The sequence below is a fragment of the Olsenella profusa DSM 13989 genome, assembly GCF_030811115.1.
Taxonomy (GTDB): Bacteria; Actinomycetota; Coriobacteriia; order Coriobacteriales; family Atopobiaceae; genus Olsenella_F; species Olsenella_F profusa.
This window is the reverse complement of sequence record NZ_JAUSQK010000001.1, coordinates 687,285-703,625: the sequence shown is the minus strand read 5'-3', so window position 1 is coordinate 703,625 and position 16,341 is coordinate 687,285. Positions and strand designations below refer to the sequence as shown.

General features: G+C 65.8%; 11 protein-coding genes. 4 read left to right on the top strand and 7 right to left on the bottom strand.

All coding sequences use genetic code 11. The annotated features are described in order from the left end of the window. Positions 1-312: 312 nt before the first annotated feature. The 6 genes from pknB to J2S71_RS03160 all read right to left on the bottom strand — a co-directional run bounded on the left by pknB (position 313) and on the right by J2S71_RS03160 (position 10,011). Complete coding sequence (gene pknB / locus J2S71_RS03185) at positions 313-2,334, bottom strand: Stk1 family PASTA domain-containing Ser/Thr kinase (RefSeq protein ID WP_307388725.1); 2,022 nt, start codon at positions 2,332-2,334, stop codon at positions 313-315. A 123-nt stretch (positions 2,335-2,457) separates the two neighbouring features. Then, positions 2,458-5,334: an FtsW/RodA/SpoVE family cell cycle protein gene (locus J2S71_RS03180; RefSeq protein ID WP_307388723.1), complete on the bottom strand. Its 2,877-nt coding sequence runs from the start codon at positions 5,332-5,334 to the stop codon at positions 2,458-2,460. 4 nt (positions 5,335-5,338) lie between these two features. Then, positions 5,339-6,631 carry a Stp1/IreP family PP2C-type Ser/Thr phosphatase gene (locus J2S71_RS03175; RefSeq protein WP_307388721.1) on the bottom strand — a complete coding sequence of 431 codons (1,293 nt, stop codon included), beginning with the start codon at positions 6,629-6,631 and terminating at the stop codon, positions 5,339-5,341. Further along, complete coding sequence (locus J2S71_RS03170) at positions 6,628-7,041, bottom strand: FHA domain-containing protein (RefSeq protein WP_021726929.1); 414 nt, start codon at positions 7,039-7,041, stop codon at positions 6,628-6,630. The genes J2S71_RS03175 and J2S71_RS03170 overlap by 4 nt, the downstream gene beginning before the upstream one ends. Next, positions 7,038-8,276 (bottom strand): DUF3662 and FHA domain-containing protein, encoded by a 1,239-nt coding sequence (locus tag J2S71_RS03165; protein ID WP_021726931.1) that lies wholly within the window; start codon positions 8,274-8,276, stop codon positions 7,038-7,040. The genes J2S71_RS03170 and J2S71_RS03165 overlap by 4 nt, the downstream gene beginning before the upstream one ends. Further along, positions 8,263-10,011: a serine/threonine-protein kinase gene (locus J2S71_RS03160; protein ID WP_307388719.1), complete on the bottom strand. Its 1,749-nt coding sequence runs from the start codon at positions 10,009-10,011 to the stop codon at positions 8,263-8,265. Before J2S71_RS03160 ends, J2S71_RS03165 begins: the two co-directional genes overlap by 14 nt. 400 nt (positions 10,012-10,411) lie before the next feature. On the opposite strand from J2S71_RS03160, the gene clpB reads away from it, so the two are divergent. The 3 genes from clpB (at position 10,412) to J2S71_RS03145 (ending at position 15,013) form a co-directional block, all read left to right on the top strand. Next, entirely contained in the window at positions 10,412-13,072 is a 2,661-nt protein-coding gene (gene clpB, locus J2S71_RS03155) for an ATP-dependent chaperone ClpB (RefSeq protein WP_021726930.1), read from the top strand. Between the two features lie 194 nt (positions 13,073-13,266). Continuing rightward, positions 13,267-14,778, top strand: coding sequence for a PASTA domain-containing protein (locus tag J2S71_RS03150; RefSeq protein ID WP_307388717.1), 1,512 nt, complete (start codon positions 13,267-13,269; stop codon positions 14,776-14,778). Positions 14,779-14,794: 16 nt separating this feature from the next. After that, positions 14,795-15,013, top strand: a complete 219-nt coding sequence (locus J2S71_RS03145) for a hypothetical protein (protein ID WP_307388716.1) — start codon at positions 14,795-14,797, stop codon at positions 15,011-15,013. Between the two features lie 48 nt (positions 15,014-15,061). Here J2S71_RS03145 and J2S71_RS03140 read toward each other — a convergent pair whose 3' ends face one another. Further along, complete coding sequence (locus J2S71_RS03140; protein WP_307388714.1) at positions 15,062-15,394, bottom strand: hypothetical protein; 333 nt, start codon at positions 15,392-15,394, stop codon at positions 15,062-15,064. 433 nt (positions 15,395-15,827) lie between these two features. Here J2S71_RS03140 and J2S71_RS03135 point away from each other — a divergent pair, with 433 nt between their 5' ends. Continuing rightward, the gene (locus J2S71_RS03135) at positions 15,828-16,253 is read left to right on the top strand and encodes an Hsp20/alpha crystallin family protein (RefSeq protein ID WP_307388712.1); all 426 of its coding nucleotides are present in this window, start codon (positions 15,828-15,830) and stop codon (positions 16,251-16,253) included. Positions 16,254-16,341 lie beyond the last annotated feature (88 nt).

Here is a 16,341-nt window from a genome sequence, read left to right as displayed (position 1 = left end):
AGGGAGGAGCGTTTTGGCCCCAAGTGCGTGATGGAAGTCACCCAAACGGGGTCATCAAACGCGCAATATGAGGCATGTCATGGCCTCGGATGTCGTCTCGGTACTTCCCCACCAGCATAAAGGCGCGCATGCACTCGCTTTCCAAGGCGTTGGAGAGGCATACGCCGCTGGGCCCATCACGCACTTGGGGCCAAAACGCTCCTGGATGGGGGCAGAGGGGCGCGACCATCCGCTGACAGCCCGAGAAGAGAGGGAGTCGGCAGCGGGGAGGGGGAGTGCAGTCCCCTGCTGGGATGCCGTCGCTCCATCCTGTCAGGGGCTGGCGCCATCCGTTCCGTTTGTTGGGTCACTTGGAGCCGGACCGTTGCCACCGTCGCTCTTGCCTTTACCGCCATTGTCGCTGTTTGACGGGCCCGTGCTTACGGTGATGGTGACCGTCGACCCCTTGCCGGCACTACCCGAGCTCGGCGACTGCGAGATGACCTTGCCCTTCTCCACGGTCTTGCTCGCCTCGTATTGGACGGTCACCGAAAAGCCCTTGCTCTTCAAATCTTGCTTGGCAGCCTCCTCATCCTTCCCTGTCTCATCCGGCACGTCCACCGTCGACGAGCCATTGGATACGGTGATGGTGACCGTCGATCCCTTGGCTGCTCTGCCCGAGCTCGGCGACTGCGAGATGACCTTGCCCTTCTCCACGGAGTCGCTGTCGGCGTTCTTGACCGTCACGGTGAAGCCGGCATCCTGCAGCTTCTTGGTGGCCTGGTCCTGGGTCATGCCCACGACGCTGGGCACGCTGGTGGTCTCGGGGCCCTTGGAGAGCTGGTAGGTGACGGTGTCCCCCGCCTTGGCGGTCGCGCCTGCTGCGGGATTCTGCGCGGCGACCTTGCCGGCATCGACCTTGTCGTCGCTCACGTCGTCGCCTGGCTGGCCCACCAGCCCGACGGCCTTGAGGGCGGCATCCGCCTCCTGGGCCGACATGCCCGTGAGGTCAGGTACCGTCACGCTTGCGGCGGGCTCTGGCCCCTTGGAGATCACCAGGTCGATCTGGGTGCCACGCGGCGCGCTCTGGCCGGCGTCGGGCGTCTGATCTATCACGAGCCCCTGCGCGACAGTGGAGTTGTACTCCTCCTTCACGGAGCCGCGCTGGAAGAAGCCACCACTGCCGTCAATCTCCGCGAGTGCCTGCTCCTCGGTGAGGTTGCTGAGGTTGGGGACGGCGCGCGTCTGGTTGAACAGTCCCATGGCATTTGCGATGGCGGCCACGATGCCCACGAGCGCGAGTGCGCCCACGATGGCCCCGATGATGAGGCGGCGCCTATGTCTGCGCTTGCGCTCCTCCTCTTCCTTGCGGGCCTTCTCGGTGGCCGTCTGTGGCTTCATGCGTCCCGTGCCCATGCGCCGCGCCGTCGTGTTTGCGCGTGGCATGTTCGAGGTGTTCGAAGCCAGGGGTGCGGTCGCCTGCCCCATCGGGACGGCCGCCGGGGCCACGGATGCCGTGGCGCTGTTGACCGCCCGGATGCGACCGGCGAGGTAGTCCCTCAGCACGCGGGCCAGCTCGTTGGCCGTCTGGAAGCGGTCGGCGGGGTCCTTCTGCATGCACTTGAGGATGATGCCCTCCAGTGCGGCGTCCACCTTGGGATTGCGCTTGCTGGGAGGTTCCGGCTGCTCGTTCACCTGCTTGAGCGCCACGGAGATGGCATCATCGCCATCGAAGGGCACACTGCCGGTGGCTGCCTCGTACATGACGATGCCCAGCGAATAGATGTCGGTGGTGGGCCCAAGCTCCTTGCCCTGTGTCTGCTCGGGAGAGACGTAGTGGGCCGTGCCCAGCACGGAATTGTCCTGCGTGAGATGGCTGTTCTTGGCGCGGGCGATGCCAAAGTCCATCACCTTGATGTTGCCATCGGGTTGAACCATGATGTTCTGTGGCTTGATGTCGCGGTGGATGATCTCGTGCGCGTGAGCCACGGAGAGGGCCTGCGCAATCTGCGAGCCAATCTGTGCGACCTTCTTGCAGTCCAGGGCGCCATGGCGACGAATGCCGTTCTTGAGGTCGGTTCCGCGCAGGTATTCCATGACGATGTAGTACGTGTCGCCATCCTGCCCCCAGTCGTACACCGAGACGATGTAGGGGCTCTGCAGAGCGGCGGCAGCCTGGGCCTCCTGCTTGAAGCGGGCGGCGAACGATGGGTCGGAGGCGTACTGTGGCAGCATCGTCTTGATGGCGACGGTTCTGCCCAGGACCTCGTCGAGGCCCCGATACACCATGGCCATGCCACCGGTTCCGATTCTGTCCTGAACCTTGTAGCGCCCGCCCAGAATCCTGTCAGCCATTCTCTCTCCCATCCCAAGGCGGCTCGTGCCTGCCGCCAGTCATCATCAGCGTATGCGTGTCCCCCTGCACGTTCGGTGTGCCTGACTGGCACCCTGCATGGGGCCGTAGCGTCTCGTCCCTCATCAGGAACTCGCCCCCATTGCCTGTACGTTAAGGCAGGTGGCCAGCACCTTGCCTGCCACCGTGGCCGCCTCACCGTGGACGTCGTTGGACTCGGAGCCCTCGATGCATACGGAAATGGCAAGCGTGGGCTGGTCATAGGGCGCGAAGCCTATGAAGAGCGAATTGGCGACGGAGGATGAGGTCTGCGCCGTGCCCGTCTTGCCGGCCACCTTCACGCCGCGGACGCGCGCGCCGGTGCCCGACCCGCCCTCCACCACGGCGAGCATACCCTCCTTCACCTGGGAGGCCGTTTGCGAGGAGACGGCTTGGCCCAGGGCCTTGGACTGCGTCGTGGAGGTGGTGGCCCCCTCGGGTGAGAGGATGTGATCGACCACATAGGGGTTCATGGCTATGCCGCTGTTGGCAATCGCCGCGGCTACGACGGCGTTCTGCATGACGGTTGCCTGAGGCCCGGCGGGACTCGCGTGGTTGCCCACGGGCTGTCCCACGGCGGCCCATGCCGTCTCCCACTCAGTCATCTCCGAGGGGCTGGGCATGAGGGATGCCTGAGCGGAGAAGTCCTGGCCCAGGGCGGCTCCATAGCCGAAGGCGTTGGCGTAGGAGACGAGCCTGTTGGCACCGATCTGGGTGCCCAGCTGGCCGAAGACGGTGTTGGTGGAGTATGCGAAGGCGTCCTTGAGCGAGAGCCTGCTCCAGCTGTCATTGTCGTTGTTGGTCACGGGAGCCCCACCGATGTTGAGGGAGGCGGGTGCGGGATAGGTGGTGTTCAACGTGGCGGTCCCACTATCCAGCGCCGCCGCGAGAGAGATCACCTTGAAGGTGGAGCCGGGCGTGTAGAGCGTCTGTGTGGTGCGATCCACCAGCTCGCCCGCGCCGGAGTCGGCCGAGACGAGACTGGAGATGTTGTCATAGGTGTAGCTGGGCGAAGACGCCTTGGCGAGCACGGCGCCCGTGGTGGGGTCGAGCACGACGATGGCTCCCGTCTTGCCCCGCAGCGCATCCTGAGCGGCCTTCTGCATCTGGGAGTTGATGGTGAGCACCACCGAGGAGCCCGGCATCTGCACGCCCGCCACAGAGTAGAGGGCGTTCAGCCAGCTGGAGTAATCCGACTTGCCCGTGAGCACGTCGTTATAGGAGGACTCGATGCCCGTGGCGCCGTATTGGGTGGAGACGTAGCCAACGGTGTGGGTGGCAAGGGCTCCCTGTGGGTGGCTCCGGGCATAGGTGCCGTCGGACTGTGCGAGCGACTCGGCCAGCGTCACGCCATCGGAGGTGATGATGGCCCCACGCTGCACGTGTGCCGTGCGGGTGATGGTGTGGTTGTTGTTGGGCATCCTCTGCAGCGTGCCGGCATCAAACACCTGGATATAGGTGAGGTTTGCCACAAGCAGCATGACCATGGCGGAGAAGACCACCACCAGGGCGGTGAGGCGCTTGCCCAGGGCGACGCGCCCCAGCACGCCCGACTCGGCGGTGAGCATGCCGAAGTGCGCGCGGGCATGCGAGCCGTGTACCACCTGCGCGGCCTCGACATCCTCGTCATCACTGGCATGTGCGCCCGCGAGCAGCGACGACGCCTGCGCGTCGGTCATCTCCATCTGGGCGTGACGGCCCGTTCCCTCGTCGCCCGCCTTGAGCAACAGGCCCAGGATGATGAAGGTGGCCAAGAGCGAGCTTCCGCCCTGGCTCATGAAGGGCAGGGTGACGCCGGTCAGGGGCAGCAGCCGGGTGACCCCGCCCACGATGACGAAGGCCTGCACCAGGACGGCTGCCGACAGGCCCACGGCCGTGAAGGCCGCGACATCGGACTTCGCGCGGGCGGCGGTGGTGAGGCCGCGAATTGCCAGCAGCAGATAGCAGATGAGCACGGCGCTGGCGCCCAGGAGGCCCATCTCCTCGCCGACAGCGGAGAAGATGAAGTCGGACTCGACGACGGGGATGAGCGTCGGCATGCCCTTGCCGATGCCCCTGCCCACAAGGCCGCCGTCCGCCAGCGAGAAGAGCGACTGCACGATCTGGAGGCCCTTGTTGGAGGCGTCGGCAAACGGGTCGAGCCAAATCTGCACGCGCACCTGCACGTGTGAGAACAGGTGGTATGAGAGCATGGCGCCGATGGCCAACAGCACGATGGACACCAGCACGTAGCTCAGACGTCCCGTGCACACATAGAGCATGACCACGAAGAACGTGAAGAAGAGGAGGGCGCTGCCCAGGTCGCGCTCGAACACCACGACCAGCAGCGAGATGCCCCACATGATGAGCATGGGTGCCAGCATGCGTGGACGCGGCAGCGAGAGGGGGCCGATGTGCCTGGTGGAGGCGGAGAGCAGCTCGCGGTTCTCGGCCAGGTAGGCGGCGAGGAAGACCACGATGAGGATCTTCGCCAGCTCGCCTGGCTGGAACGAGAAGGGGCCCAGCGCGAGCCACAGCTTGGAGCCGCCGCGCTCGGTGCCAATGAGCATGGGCAGCAGCAGGAGGGCGATGCCGACGATGCCGATGGTGTACTTGTACTGGGCGAGCGATTCTACGCTGGGAACCATGATGAGCGCCGCAACCATGGCTGCCACGGAGATGAAGAGCCATATGACCTGGCCATCCGCCAATGAGGGTGCGAGCCTGGTCACGAACGCGATGCCTATGCCCGAGAGCAAGAACGCCAGGGGGAGCAGACAGGGGTCGGCGCCCGGCGCATACATGCGCACGGCGACGTGGGCCACGGCGAACGCCACGAAAAGCCCCAGCGGCACCGCAAGCGCCCCCAGGCTGAGGGGAACCTGCATGCTGATGACATACATCGCCCACAGCAGAATGACGGGTATGGCAGCGAGCACGAGCAGTGCCAGCTCCCCATTGCGCCTGGTGTTTAGTTGAGGCATCACGCTATTCACCACCCGGTCGTGCGCCGTCGGAGCTCTCCGGCGTCGCCGGTCTGTCCGCCGATGTGTCGGTGCCCGTGGTCGAACGGTTGGCCGCCACGGCGGCAGCGCTCTTGTCGGCATCTATTTGGTCGCGGTAGTTCTCCACGGTGTCGTGTGCCTCGCTCTCGCTGGAGACGGTCAGCCCCTCGGAGAGGCTCTCCTGCACGGGTGCGGGGAGGTCCTTTGTCTGCACGGAGGTCGTCTCGTCGAGCTGCGAGAGGGGAATCCCCAGGAAGCTGCCGTTGACGCCATGGTAGATGCCCACGGTGCCGGCATTGTCTGCGAGGTACCAGGAGCTGTTCACGAAGAGCCCGATCCCGAGGGCAAGGGCGCCCACGAGTGCGGCGGCCACGATGGCAGCGGTGACGGCGATGCGCCTGCGCCTTAAGCGATGACGGTCGAACGTCCCGTCATCCAGCACGTCCACGACCACGACGGTCACGTTGTCCGAGCCACCGGCCTTGAGCGCCGCCGCCACCAGGGCGTCTGCCGCCGCCTGGGGCGTTGCGGTGGAGCAGGAGAGCGCCTCTATCCGGGAGTCCTCGATCATGGAGGAGAGGCCGTCGGAGCACACGATGATGCGGTCGCCGTGCATGACGTCGAGCAGGAAGTGGTCGGCGTACATGTCGGGGTCGTTGCCCAGGGCACGGGTGATGACGGAGCGGGAGGGGTGGACGCGGGCCTCGTCGGCCGTTATCTCGCCCGCATCCACGAGCTCCTCGACGTAGGAGTGGTCGTGCGTGAGGCGCACGAGCGTCCCCTGGTGCAGCAGGTAGACACGCGAGTCACCCACATGGGCGATGGCCATCCTGCCACGTTCGATGAGCACGCAGGAGGCCGTGCACCCCATGCCGGGCTTGCCGACCCCCAGGGCCGCACCATCGATCACGGAGGCATTGGCGGCCTCCACGGCGGCACCCAGCAGCACGTCGTCCGCATGGAGCGGCGCGTGACTGACAATGGTCTCGACGGCGATGGAGCTTGCCACCTCGCCCGCGGCATGGCCACCCATGCCGTCACACACGGCAAAGACGGGTGGCTGCACCAGGAAGGAGTCCTCGTTGTGGTCGCGCACCAGACCCACGTCGGTGCGCGCTCCCCATGAGAGCGCGGCCGAGCTGCCGCTCTTGGTGCCCGAGCCCTCGCGATCCTCGACGACGACCCTCTCGTGACCCGGGCTCTGGACGGGCTCGGGTGCCGTGCGGGCACCGAGCAGCTCCTCGATGTCCTCCCTATGTATCGGGAAGCCCCTCATCGACGGCTCACGCGCATGACGGCATCGCCCACCTGCACCTCGTCGCCATCGCGCAGGGTCACGGGCTGGGTGATCGCGTGGCCGTTGACGAGGGTTCCGTTGGTGGATCCGAGGTCCTCGAGCACCAGCGCGGGGCCCTGCAGGGTGAAGCGGGCATGCGTGGCGGAGACGTAGGGCTCGTCGATGACGATGTCCGAGGAGGGGGAGCGGCCGATGACCACGGGGCCGAGCATGTCCACATGCAGGCCACGCAGGCGACGTTCGCCCTTCTCCACGTCAACCGACCAGATGGCGGCGTCCTTGCGCTGGCCGTGCACGAGTCCCACCCCTGTGCGCATGACGGCAAACAGGAACAGGAAGAGGATGACGACCAGGACGAGACGACCACCAAAGAGAGCAAGGTCAATCATCGAGCCTCCTCCTGGAACACGAGGTTGGTGAGGCCGAGGGTGATGAGGTCGCCATCTCGGAGGGTGCAGACGTCAACGTCCACGTCGTTGACAAGCGTGCCATTGGTTGATCCAAGGTCACGGATGTGCCAGCTGTGGCCATCATAGGAGAGCTCCGCATGGCGTCGCGAGACGTTGGGGTCATGGATGACGATGCCCCCCGGCGTGCGCTCACGGCCGACGATGGTCTCTGGCGCGACGCCGCGGTACGTGCGCCCCGTCTGGTGGTCAACGAGCATGCATGAGGGGCCGTCGGCGGCACGTCCGGCGACGGGGGACTGGCGCTGCTGATTGACCAGGGGAACGTTGCGCCGCTGTGTCGCTGGCACCGCCACGGGGTGGGAATCCGCCGGGGGTGCGAGGTGCGACGGGCGTGCCGGGCGCACGGGCGCGCCAGGGAGACCGTCAGGTTCGGGCGCCCGCTCCTCTGGCTCGCCCTCCCCAGAGGCGTCGTCATAGGGATCCTGCAGCGCATCCTGGACCACGTCGTTGGGCAGGACGGCAAGTCCCGCGGATGCGTCAGATGCCTCGCCGCGCTCCATCGGCGTCTTGCTGACGTCGGCATCTATGCCCAAGTCCACAAGGCCGTCCTGTGGCGCGGGTGCCACATAGGGGTCATCGTCCAGGGAGACGGCCGGCTCCAGAGGCTCCTGATCGTCCTTTGGCTCGGCGACGGCAGGCATCGTCCGAGGCCTCCGCTCCGAACGTGCGTGCGAACGCAGATAGTCCGAGGCGCCCTCGCCGTCGCGAGGCGCGGCCGCCGCGCCACCGAGCCCCAGCGAACTGGAGAGGAACGCCTCCTCCTCGTCACGCAGGCGCGTGAGCGTGCGGGCGTCAACGTTCTCCGCGAACACGGCGAACCTGCCGCTACGGAGCGATGGGTCAACCATGAAGCGTGCGAGTGGCCTTCCCACGAAGACGTAGCTCCTCGCCTTGGCCTGGGCCTCCACGAACGAGACGATCTCCTTGGTGAGCTTGGAGTAGAGCGGGCGAAGTGCGGTGTCGTCCGTCGGGGACACCAGCAGCGTGAAGAGCGCCGGCGCGGTGTCCACGCCATCGACCACGAACGTCTCGCCCTCCATCTCGCGGACGGTACGCTTTGCCAGCTTCTTCAGCGAAAATGGTGCGGTAAATCCCTGCGGAGCCTCGCCGAAGACATCGCTCATGCGACTCTCGAATGTCTTAAGCAGCTTCATCGATCTGTCCAGCCTCCTCGTCAGGGTACATGGGACCCCTGGCTGCGGTCGCAATGCACAAGAATACACACAAGAGTACCCCAAGACCGAGAGAGACCCAGCTCTCAGCGCCCCACAATCCGCCATTTTCCACCAGCGCACTCACGAGGAGCCTCCCGGGCACCAGGACGAGGCAGAGGATCTGAGCCGCCATGCCCGCGCCCACGCTGCCACGGCGGGTGATGAGCGAGCCGAGGCCGGCGCCGGCCGCAGTGGACGCAAGCGATGCGAGGCCCGTTGGCGAGAGGACCTGACCGGCCAGGAGGGGCAGCGTGGCGGTGGCTACGAAGCCCGTCGCCATGAGGTCGCGCGTCAGCTGTGCCAGCAGCCAGGATACCAGGGAGACGAGCATGGCATGGCCGGGCGTCTCGGAGAAGGCCGCCACGAAGGGGGCGAGTGCGGGCGTTCCCGTGCATACGGGCAGCAGAAGCGCCGTGGAGGTGAGTTGGGTCGCCCGCCCCGCGTAGGCCCACCATGTCACGAGCAGCACCAGCACAGTGCCGCCCATCATGATGGATGCCACCGAGTCCGACGTGGCGAACACGGCGGCGCACACGCCGCCGATGGCGAGCACCGAGGCGAGAGGTGGCCATGCGGCCGATGCCCCAGCGGCGAGCACGCAGGTGACCGCCTGGGCGGTGCCACTGCCGGCCAGCAGGATCCGTGTCGTCTCGAGCGCCAGGATGGCACAGGTGAGCGCTGCCAGGCCGCGCGCGACGGCACCCTCGAGCCAGGGGTAGCGAAAGGAGAGCGGGAGCCGCTTGCGCACCTCGCCGTTGTCGGGCACCTCCCCGTCGTTGGCATACTGCTCCAGGAGGTGCCGTATGGACGCGGCGCCAGCCCCGGCATCCCCCAGGCCAAAGGCCACCTCATGGGAAAACGCCTCGATCGATGGCGGGCGGCCCGCGGGACTTGGGTCGACGCCTTGCATGATGGCCTCGGCTGCCATGCCCTTGATCTCGGGATCCATGCGGTCGATGGACTTGCGGGGACCGCGTTCCATGCGCGTGAGCGACTCCTGCGCCGTGGGCGCCAGGAAGGGGTTCTCTCCGAGCAGGGCCTGCCAACAGACCACGGCCAGGGCAAACACGTCAGTACGCTCGTCCACCATGCCGCCCTCCAGCTGCTCGGGAGGCATGTAGCCTACGGTGCCGCCCCGTGCGCCTCCATAGCCGGTGGCCGAGGCAAGCGTCGCCATGCCGAAGTCGCAGATCTTGATGGTGCCCGTACGTTCGAACATGATGTTCGAGGGCTTGATGTCCAGGTGCAGGACGCCATTCTCGTGGGCAAGGGCAACGGCGCCCCCCACGGACTCCACCAAGAAGGCCACCTCGTCATTGGTGAGGGTGCCCCCCTCCACGCGCGCCAGCAGCTCGGTGAGGGTGGGGCCATCGACGTATTCCATCACGAGGTAGGCCCAGTCGCGGTCAACCTCAAAGTCGTATACCGTCACGATGTTGGGGTGTGCCAACAGGCTTGAGGTCCGTGCCTCGGCCAGCGCCTCATCGATGATCTGGCGAGAGGGGGGCGATCCGTCCGCCGTTGCCAGGGGCATGCGCTTGATGGCCACGCGACGCTGTAGGCGCGTGTCCCAGCAGGTGAGTACGGTGCCAAAGCCGCCCGTTCCGCTGGTGGCCATCACGCGGTAGCGGCCCAGAATCGTCTCGTGGCAGGGACGTGCGTCTGGGCGTGGCATGCTCCGCGACGGCGGGGCGGGGGCTGTGTTGGCAGGCTCTCTCACGGCGGCTCCTTGTGCGGGTGTGGTGTGTTTCGTTGGCCGTGACGTCGCCTGTATTCTAGCGCAGCACATCTGCCCGCGCGAGACGGCGAACGTCCGTGGTCGTCAAGGTCGCCCCGACACCCCGGCCATCCACACGGCCCAAGGGACACGCATGGGGCGGAAAGGGGTGGTGCCCCGGCGCCGGTGTCCGTGCGCTGCCGCAGCGTCATGTGGTCTTCAGCAAACGGCATAGAAAATCTTATATATAAGCGCTTAGATTTACGTATAGACCCAACGTGGGCGGGAACAATACGCCTCGATAGGACAGCGGCCCCGCCATCCCGCATGTGCGTGGCCCACCAGAGGGGTGATGCATATGAGGTTTGACAAGTGGGCGGTCACGGCCCAGGAGGCGCTGCAGTCGTCACTGAGCATTGCCGCGGATGCGGAGGCCGGCGAGGTGAAGCCCATTCACCTTCTCAAGGCCCTGCTCTCCTCGGACGAGCGCAACCTGCGCGCCATCATCGAGCGCGTGGGTGCCGATCCCGCGCAGGTGGAGGCACAGGTGGATGACACCATCGCGCGTCAGCCCAAGGTCACGGGCGACATGACGAAGATGGGCATCTCGAGCGAGCTTGCGCGCGTGGGTGACGCGGCGGAGAAGCTTGCCAGCAAGATGGGGGACAGCTATGTGACCAGCGAGCACCTGCTGTGCGCGCTGGCAGACGAGCACGGCGATGCCGGCAGCGCCCTCAAGGGCGCAGGCGTCACGGGCAAGCGGGTGCAGGAGGCCTATGACGACCTGCGGGGCGACGAGCGTGTGACCAGCCAGGATCAGAAGACCCAGTTCGAGTCCCTCGAGCAGTACGGCCGCAATGTGACCGACCTCGCCCGTCAAGGCAAGCTCGATCCGGTCATCGGGCGTGTCGAGGAGATCCGTCGCACCATCCAGGTGCTCTCTCGTCGCACCAAGAACAACCCCGTGCTCATCGGTGAGCCGGGCGTGGGCAAGACCGCCATCGTCGAGGGCTTGGCCGAGCGTATCGTTGCGGGGGACGTCCCCTCCACCATCAAGGACAAGGACATCGTCGAACTCGACATGTCTGCCCTGGTGGCGGGTGCCAAATACCGTGGTGAGTTCGAGGATCGACTGAAGAGCGTGCTCAAGGAGGTGGAGAAGTCCAGCGGCAGGATCATCCTGTTCATCGACGAGCTGCACAACATTGTGGGCGCCGGTGCCACCGAGGGCTCCATGGATGCCGGCAATATCCTGAAGCCGGCCCTTGCCCGTGGCGAGCTCCATGCCATCGGTGCCACCACGCTGGATGAGTATCGCAAGTACATCGAGAAGGACCAGGCGCTTGCCCGCCGCTTCCAGACCGTCATGGTCAGCGAGCCCACGGTGGAGGAGACGGTCTCCATCCTGCGTGGACTCAAGGAGAGGTACGAGCAGCACCACCGCGTGCGCATCACCGATGCCGCGCTGGTCTCGGCCGCGGACCTCTCCAACCGCTACATCTCCGAGCGCTTCCTGCCCGACAAGGCCATCGACCTCGTGGATGAGGCTGCGAGCCGCCTGCGCATGGAGCTCGACTCCATGCCCGCCGAGATAGACGCCGTCGATCGCGAGCTCACGCAGAGGCAGATCGAGGAGCAGGCCCTCATGAAGGAGGAGGATGCCGCATCCAAGGAGCGCCTGGAGGTGCTGCGCAAGGAGATTGCCACCACGCGCGAGAAGCTCGATGGCATGAAGGCCAACTGGGAGAACGAGAAGAGGGCCGTGGACGTGGTCCAGGACCTCAAGGGCCAGATCGAGCAGTCGAAGGCCGAGGTCGAGCGTGCAATCCGCGACGGCGACCTCGCCCGCGCCTCCGAGCTTCGCTATTCCACCATCCCCACGCTGCAGAGGCAGTATGACGAGGCGGAGCGTGCGCTTGCGTCCCGGCAGGATGAGGGTGGCATCCTCAAGGAGGAGGTCACGCCCGAGGAGATTGCCGAGGTCGTCTCCACGTGGACGGGCGTCCCCGTCTCCAAGATGATGCAGGGTGAGATGGACAAGCTCAAGAGTCTCGAAGCAGAGCTGCACAAGCGCGTGATCGGACAGAACGAGGCCGTCGAGGCCGTGGCCGCCGCCGTGCGTCGCAGCCGCGCGGGGCTCTCCGATCCCAATCGCCCCCTGGGTAGCTTCTTCTTCCTGGGACCCACCGGCGTGGGTAAGACGGAGCTTGCCAAGGCGCTGGCGGAGTGCCTGTTCGATGACGAGAGGGCCCTCGTGCGCATCGACATGTCCGAGTACATGGAGAAGTTCTCCGTGCAGCGCCTCATCGGCGCGCCCCCCGGCTACGTTGGCTACGACGAGGGCGGCCAGCTCACCGAGGCCGTGCGGCGCAAGCCATACAGCGTGATCCTGCTGGACGAGATGGAGAAGGCCCATCCCGACGTCTTCAACATCATGCTGCAGGTGCTGGACGACGGCCGCCTCACCGACGGCCAGGGGCGCATCGTGAGCTTCAAGAACACCATCATCATCATGACGTCCAACGTGGGCAGCCAGTTCATCGCCGGGGCCAATGCGTCAAGCGATCCGGAGGAGGTGCAGAAGCAGGTCAACGATGCCCTGCGTCAGACCTTCAAGCCGGAGTTCCTCAACCGCATCGACGATGTGGTGGTGTTCCATGCGCTCAGCCTGGACGACATCGAGAAGATCGTGGACATCCAGCTCAGGGACGTGCGCAAGCGCCTTGCGCGCGAGCGTATCACGCTCACGCTCTCCGGTGCCGCCGTCCAGACGCTCTCGCTTGACGGGCTCGACCCCGTCTATGGCGCGCGTCCGCTCAAGCGCCTCATCCAGCGCCAGGTGGTTGACAACGTGGCCAGCCTCATCATCGACGGCAGGCTTCACGAGGGCGACACCGTGCGCATCGACGTGGGTCCCGATGACCGCCTGTTTGCCGTGCGCGACGACGAGGCTGGCGATCGTGCCGCTGCGGCCGTGCCGATGGATGACGAGCCCATCGAGCCAGACAGCATGGAGTAGCCGTTGCGCCGCCCTGAGCGTCATGGGGCGAGGGGGTGCGGTCACACGTGGCCGCACCCCCTCGCCCATTGCAGGTCGCTTGGCGTGGGGGATTGGGCGCGGCGCGCCTCCGTGCTATCCTTGTGGTGGGCACACTCGCCGCCGCATGGCGCTAGCAGCACAAACGTAATCCCGCCAGTATGAGAGGAGCGGCCATGCCTCACGACAGCGACAGGGGAGGGACCGCTCCCACACCCGAGGTCGACCCAACGACCCACACGAGAGGGCACGTGCCCGCGGACTCCCGTCCGGAGGTGGCTCAGACGCAGCTCAAGCCCCTTCCCGCTGACTTCAGGGGGCGACCCGACCCCGCGCCCGCAGGCGATGCGGACGTCGTGCCGCTTACGGGCGACCTTTCTTCCGGCGCCGCCGGCGACCAGGATGTCCCGGCGCCCAAGACCCGCGCCAGCCGTACGGCGCCCGTCATTCTCGCCGTGCTGATTGTGCTTCTTGTGGGCGTTGGGGTGTATGCCTCCTATGCCCTCGAGGTCTGGGGCGGTCGCACCGTTCCCGACGTCAGCGGTCAGTCGCAGGCCGAGGCTCAGCTCACCCTCGAGGCAAAGGGCTTCTCTGTCACGGTGGAGAGCCAGCCGACGGATGACGCCCCCGGTACCGCGCTGTCGACCAACCCACCCGCGGGGAGTCGCATGGATGCGGGCAGTCCCGTGACCGTGTACGTGGGAGTCTCCCGCACCATTCCCGATGTGCTGGGCAAGAACGTCGACGACGCAAAGGCCACCCTCATGGCGGCGGGTGCCCAGAACATAGCCGTCCAGCTCGTCCTCTCGGACAAGCCGGAGAACACCGTCATCGATGTCGATCCCAAGACGGGCAACGCCTTCAGCTCCGGCGACACCGTCACGCTCACCGTGGCAAGGCCCTTTGCCGTGCCGCAGGTGGTGGGCAAGACCCAGGACGAGGCGACGAAGGCCATCAAGGATGCCGGGCTCAAGGCGCAGGTCGTCTACGCGCCGTCCGACAAGCCACGTGGCACGGTCATCTCCTGCGACCCCGCTGGGGGTGCCAGGGCAAACCGAGACGCCACGGTCACGATCACGGTGTCTGCCGTGCTCCCCACCGACTACCATCACCTCGTCGACTACTACCAGAGCAACGCGCTCGAGCTCTCATACTTCCTTTCCCAGCAGGGCTTCACGATTGCCAGCTCCTACACCAATGGCTCGGGCCATCTCGAGGCGCTCTACAGCTCAACGGACAAGGGCGCCATCGTGCTCACCGACACGCCCTATTCGCATGACTTCGCCTTCGACGAGGGCGGGACGGAGGATCTGCTCCGCAGTGGGACGGCCTACTCGGGCCTGCGCCTCGAGTTCCCCGCGGCTGACCTGCCGTCAGATGCCGCGAGCCTCTCCGATGCCGCGCTGCAGCAGCTGGTGGCGATGTGCGGCCTCTCGGGGCAGCTGCGCTCCATCAACCAGGGCAGCATCGTGCTGCCGTCAGGCGTCACCGCCTCTGGCCAGCAGTTCGTGTGTGCCTATGGCGAGATGGGCGACTACTGTTGGACGGTGGAGATCGCCAATGAGGGCGGCGGCACCCGTGCGACCGCGACAGCCGCACCCAAGGCGCTCTACGCCTCCATGGACCTCTCGCCCTACGGGGGCAACGTCTGCGACATGATCGCCTACTATGACACGTACACGGCCTAGGGCCTCGGGGGGACGTATGGGTGAGTGGCTCACAGGGCATGACGCGCAGCCCGGGCAGGGGACGATGCGGCCGGCGCGTGCAATCTCGCCTGCAGGGGCGCATGCGACACCGTCGACACGGAAGCCCCCGAACCCCTATCTGCGCGCAGAGAACGAGGATGACGATGGCTACGACCCGTTCTCCGACCGCCCTGCGCGCCACGAGCCGCTCTTTGAGCGCGATCCCTGGATGTAGCCGCTGTAGCCGCCTATCGCCCGGCAAGGATCCGCGCGTGACGTGACGCTACATGGCCGAGTGCGTGAGCACCCACACGATGAGCACCACCGCCACGAGGAAGACGATGACGGCGACCGTGGAGATGAGGGAGCGGCGGCGCCTGGCCCGCTCAGGCGACTCGAAAATAGAGCGCTTGCCCTTGGGGACCTCCAGATAGCGACCGTAGCGATTGCCCTTGACCTGCCCCATGCCGCCGCGCGCCTTCCGGTAGGGCCTTCCCGAGAAGGCGCCGCCCCGAACGGCCACGTTGGAGTCGTGCGTGTACTCACCCACGGAGGCGCCATCCTGGGCGAGGTCATCGATGGCGCTTTGTGTGACGTGAGGAGCCCTCTGGCGCATGAAGTCCGGTTGCACGCGCGAACGAGTCACCTCTTGAGGGGGAGTGTTCGGTGGTGCGGATGGCCGGGCGTGCGCGCGGCTCTCGCTCGTGGGCGCAGGGTCTGGGTTAGGGGTCTCGAATGTCCCATTTCCTGCAGGTTTCTCCTCGACCATGAGACCTCCCCAGTGCATGTGACAGAATCGCCGCAGTCCTTCTCAACGCGTCCCCATCATAGCCCACCACGATAGGTTTATTCGGTCGCAGCATAAAGAACAAATGACGCCCGGTGGGAATATCTATGTGATGCCAACTTAGATTAGCTATGTCCAAATAACTAAGAAATGAGCGCCCTCACGTATAAAAAGGACCATCCTGGGAACAAATGAGAATGTACGGACAAGGCGTCGGAGCACCCGGGGCAAGGGCGCCTCAGATTGCAAAGGAGTGGTCGTTATGGCAGGCATGGTTCCCTATGACAGGTACGAGAGGGCCCTTCGCAGGGCGTTCGATCCGTTTGACTCGTTCTTTGGCTCTCCGCTCTCGGTGCTGAGCGACGCCGACACCTTCAAGATGGACGTCGAGGACGCGGGGGATCACTATGCGATCTCTGCCGAGCTTCCGGGTGTGACCAAGGATCAGGTGGACGTCGAGCTCAATGAGGGCCGTCTCTCCATCTCGGTGGACAAGAAGGAATCCTCGGAGGAGAAGGACAAGAACTATCTGCACAAGGAGACCAGCGAGTGGCAGGCGGCCCGCGGCGTGTACCTCAAGGATGCGGCCAGCACGGGACTGAGCGCAAAGCTTGATGGCGGTGTTTTGACGGTTACCGTCCCCAAGCAGGAGGAGAAGGTCAATGTCACCAAGATCTCCATCGACTAGTCACTCGCACCCGTGCGGACGCACGGAGGGGTTGGCTATGACTCGGGGTCGTTCGCTATGGCGGGCGGCCCCTCTGCGTCTGACGCCC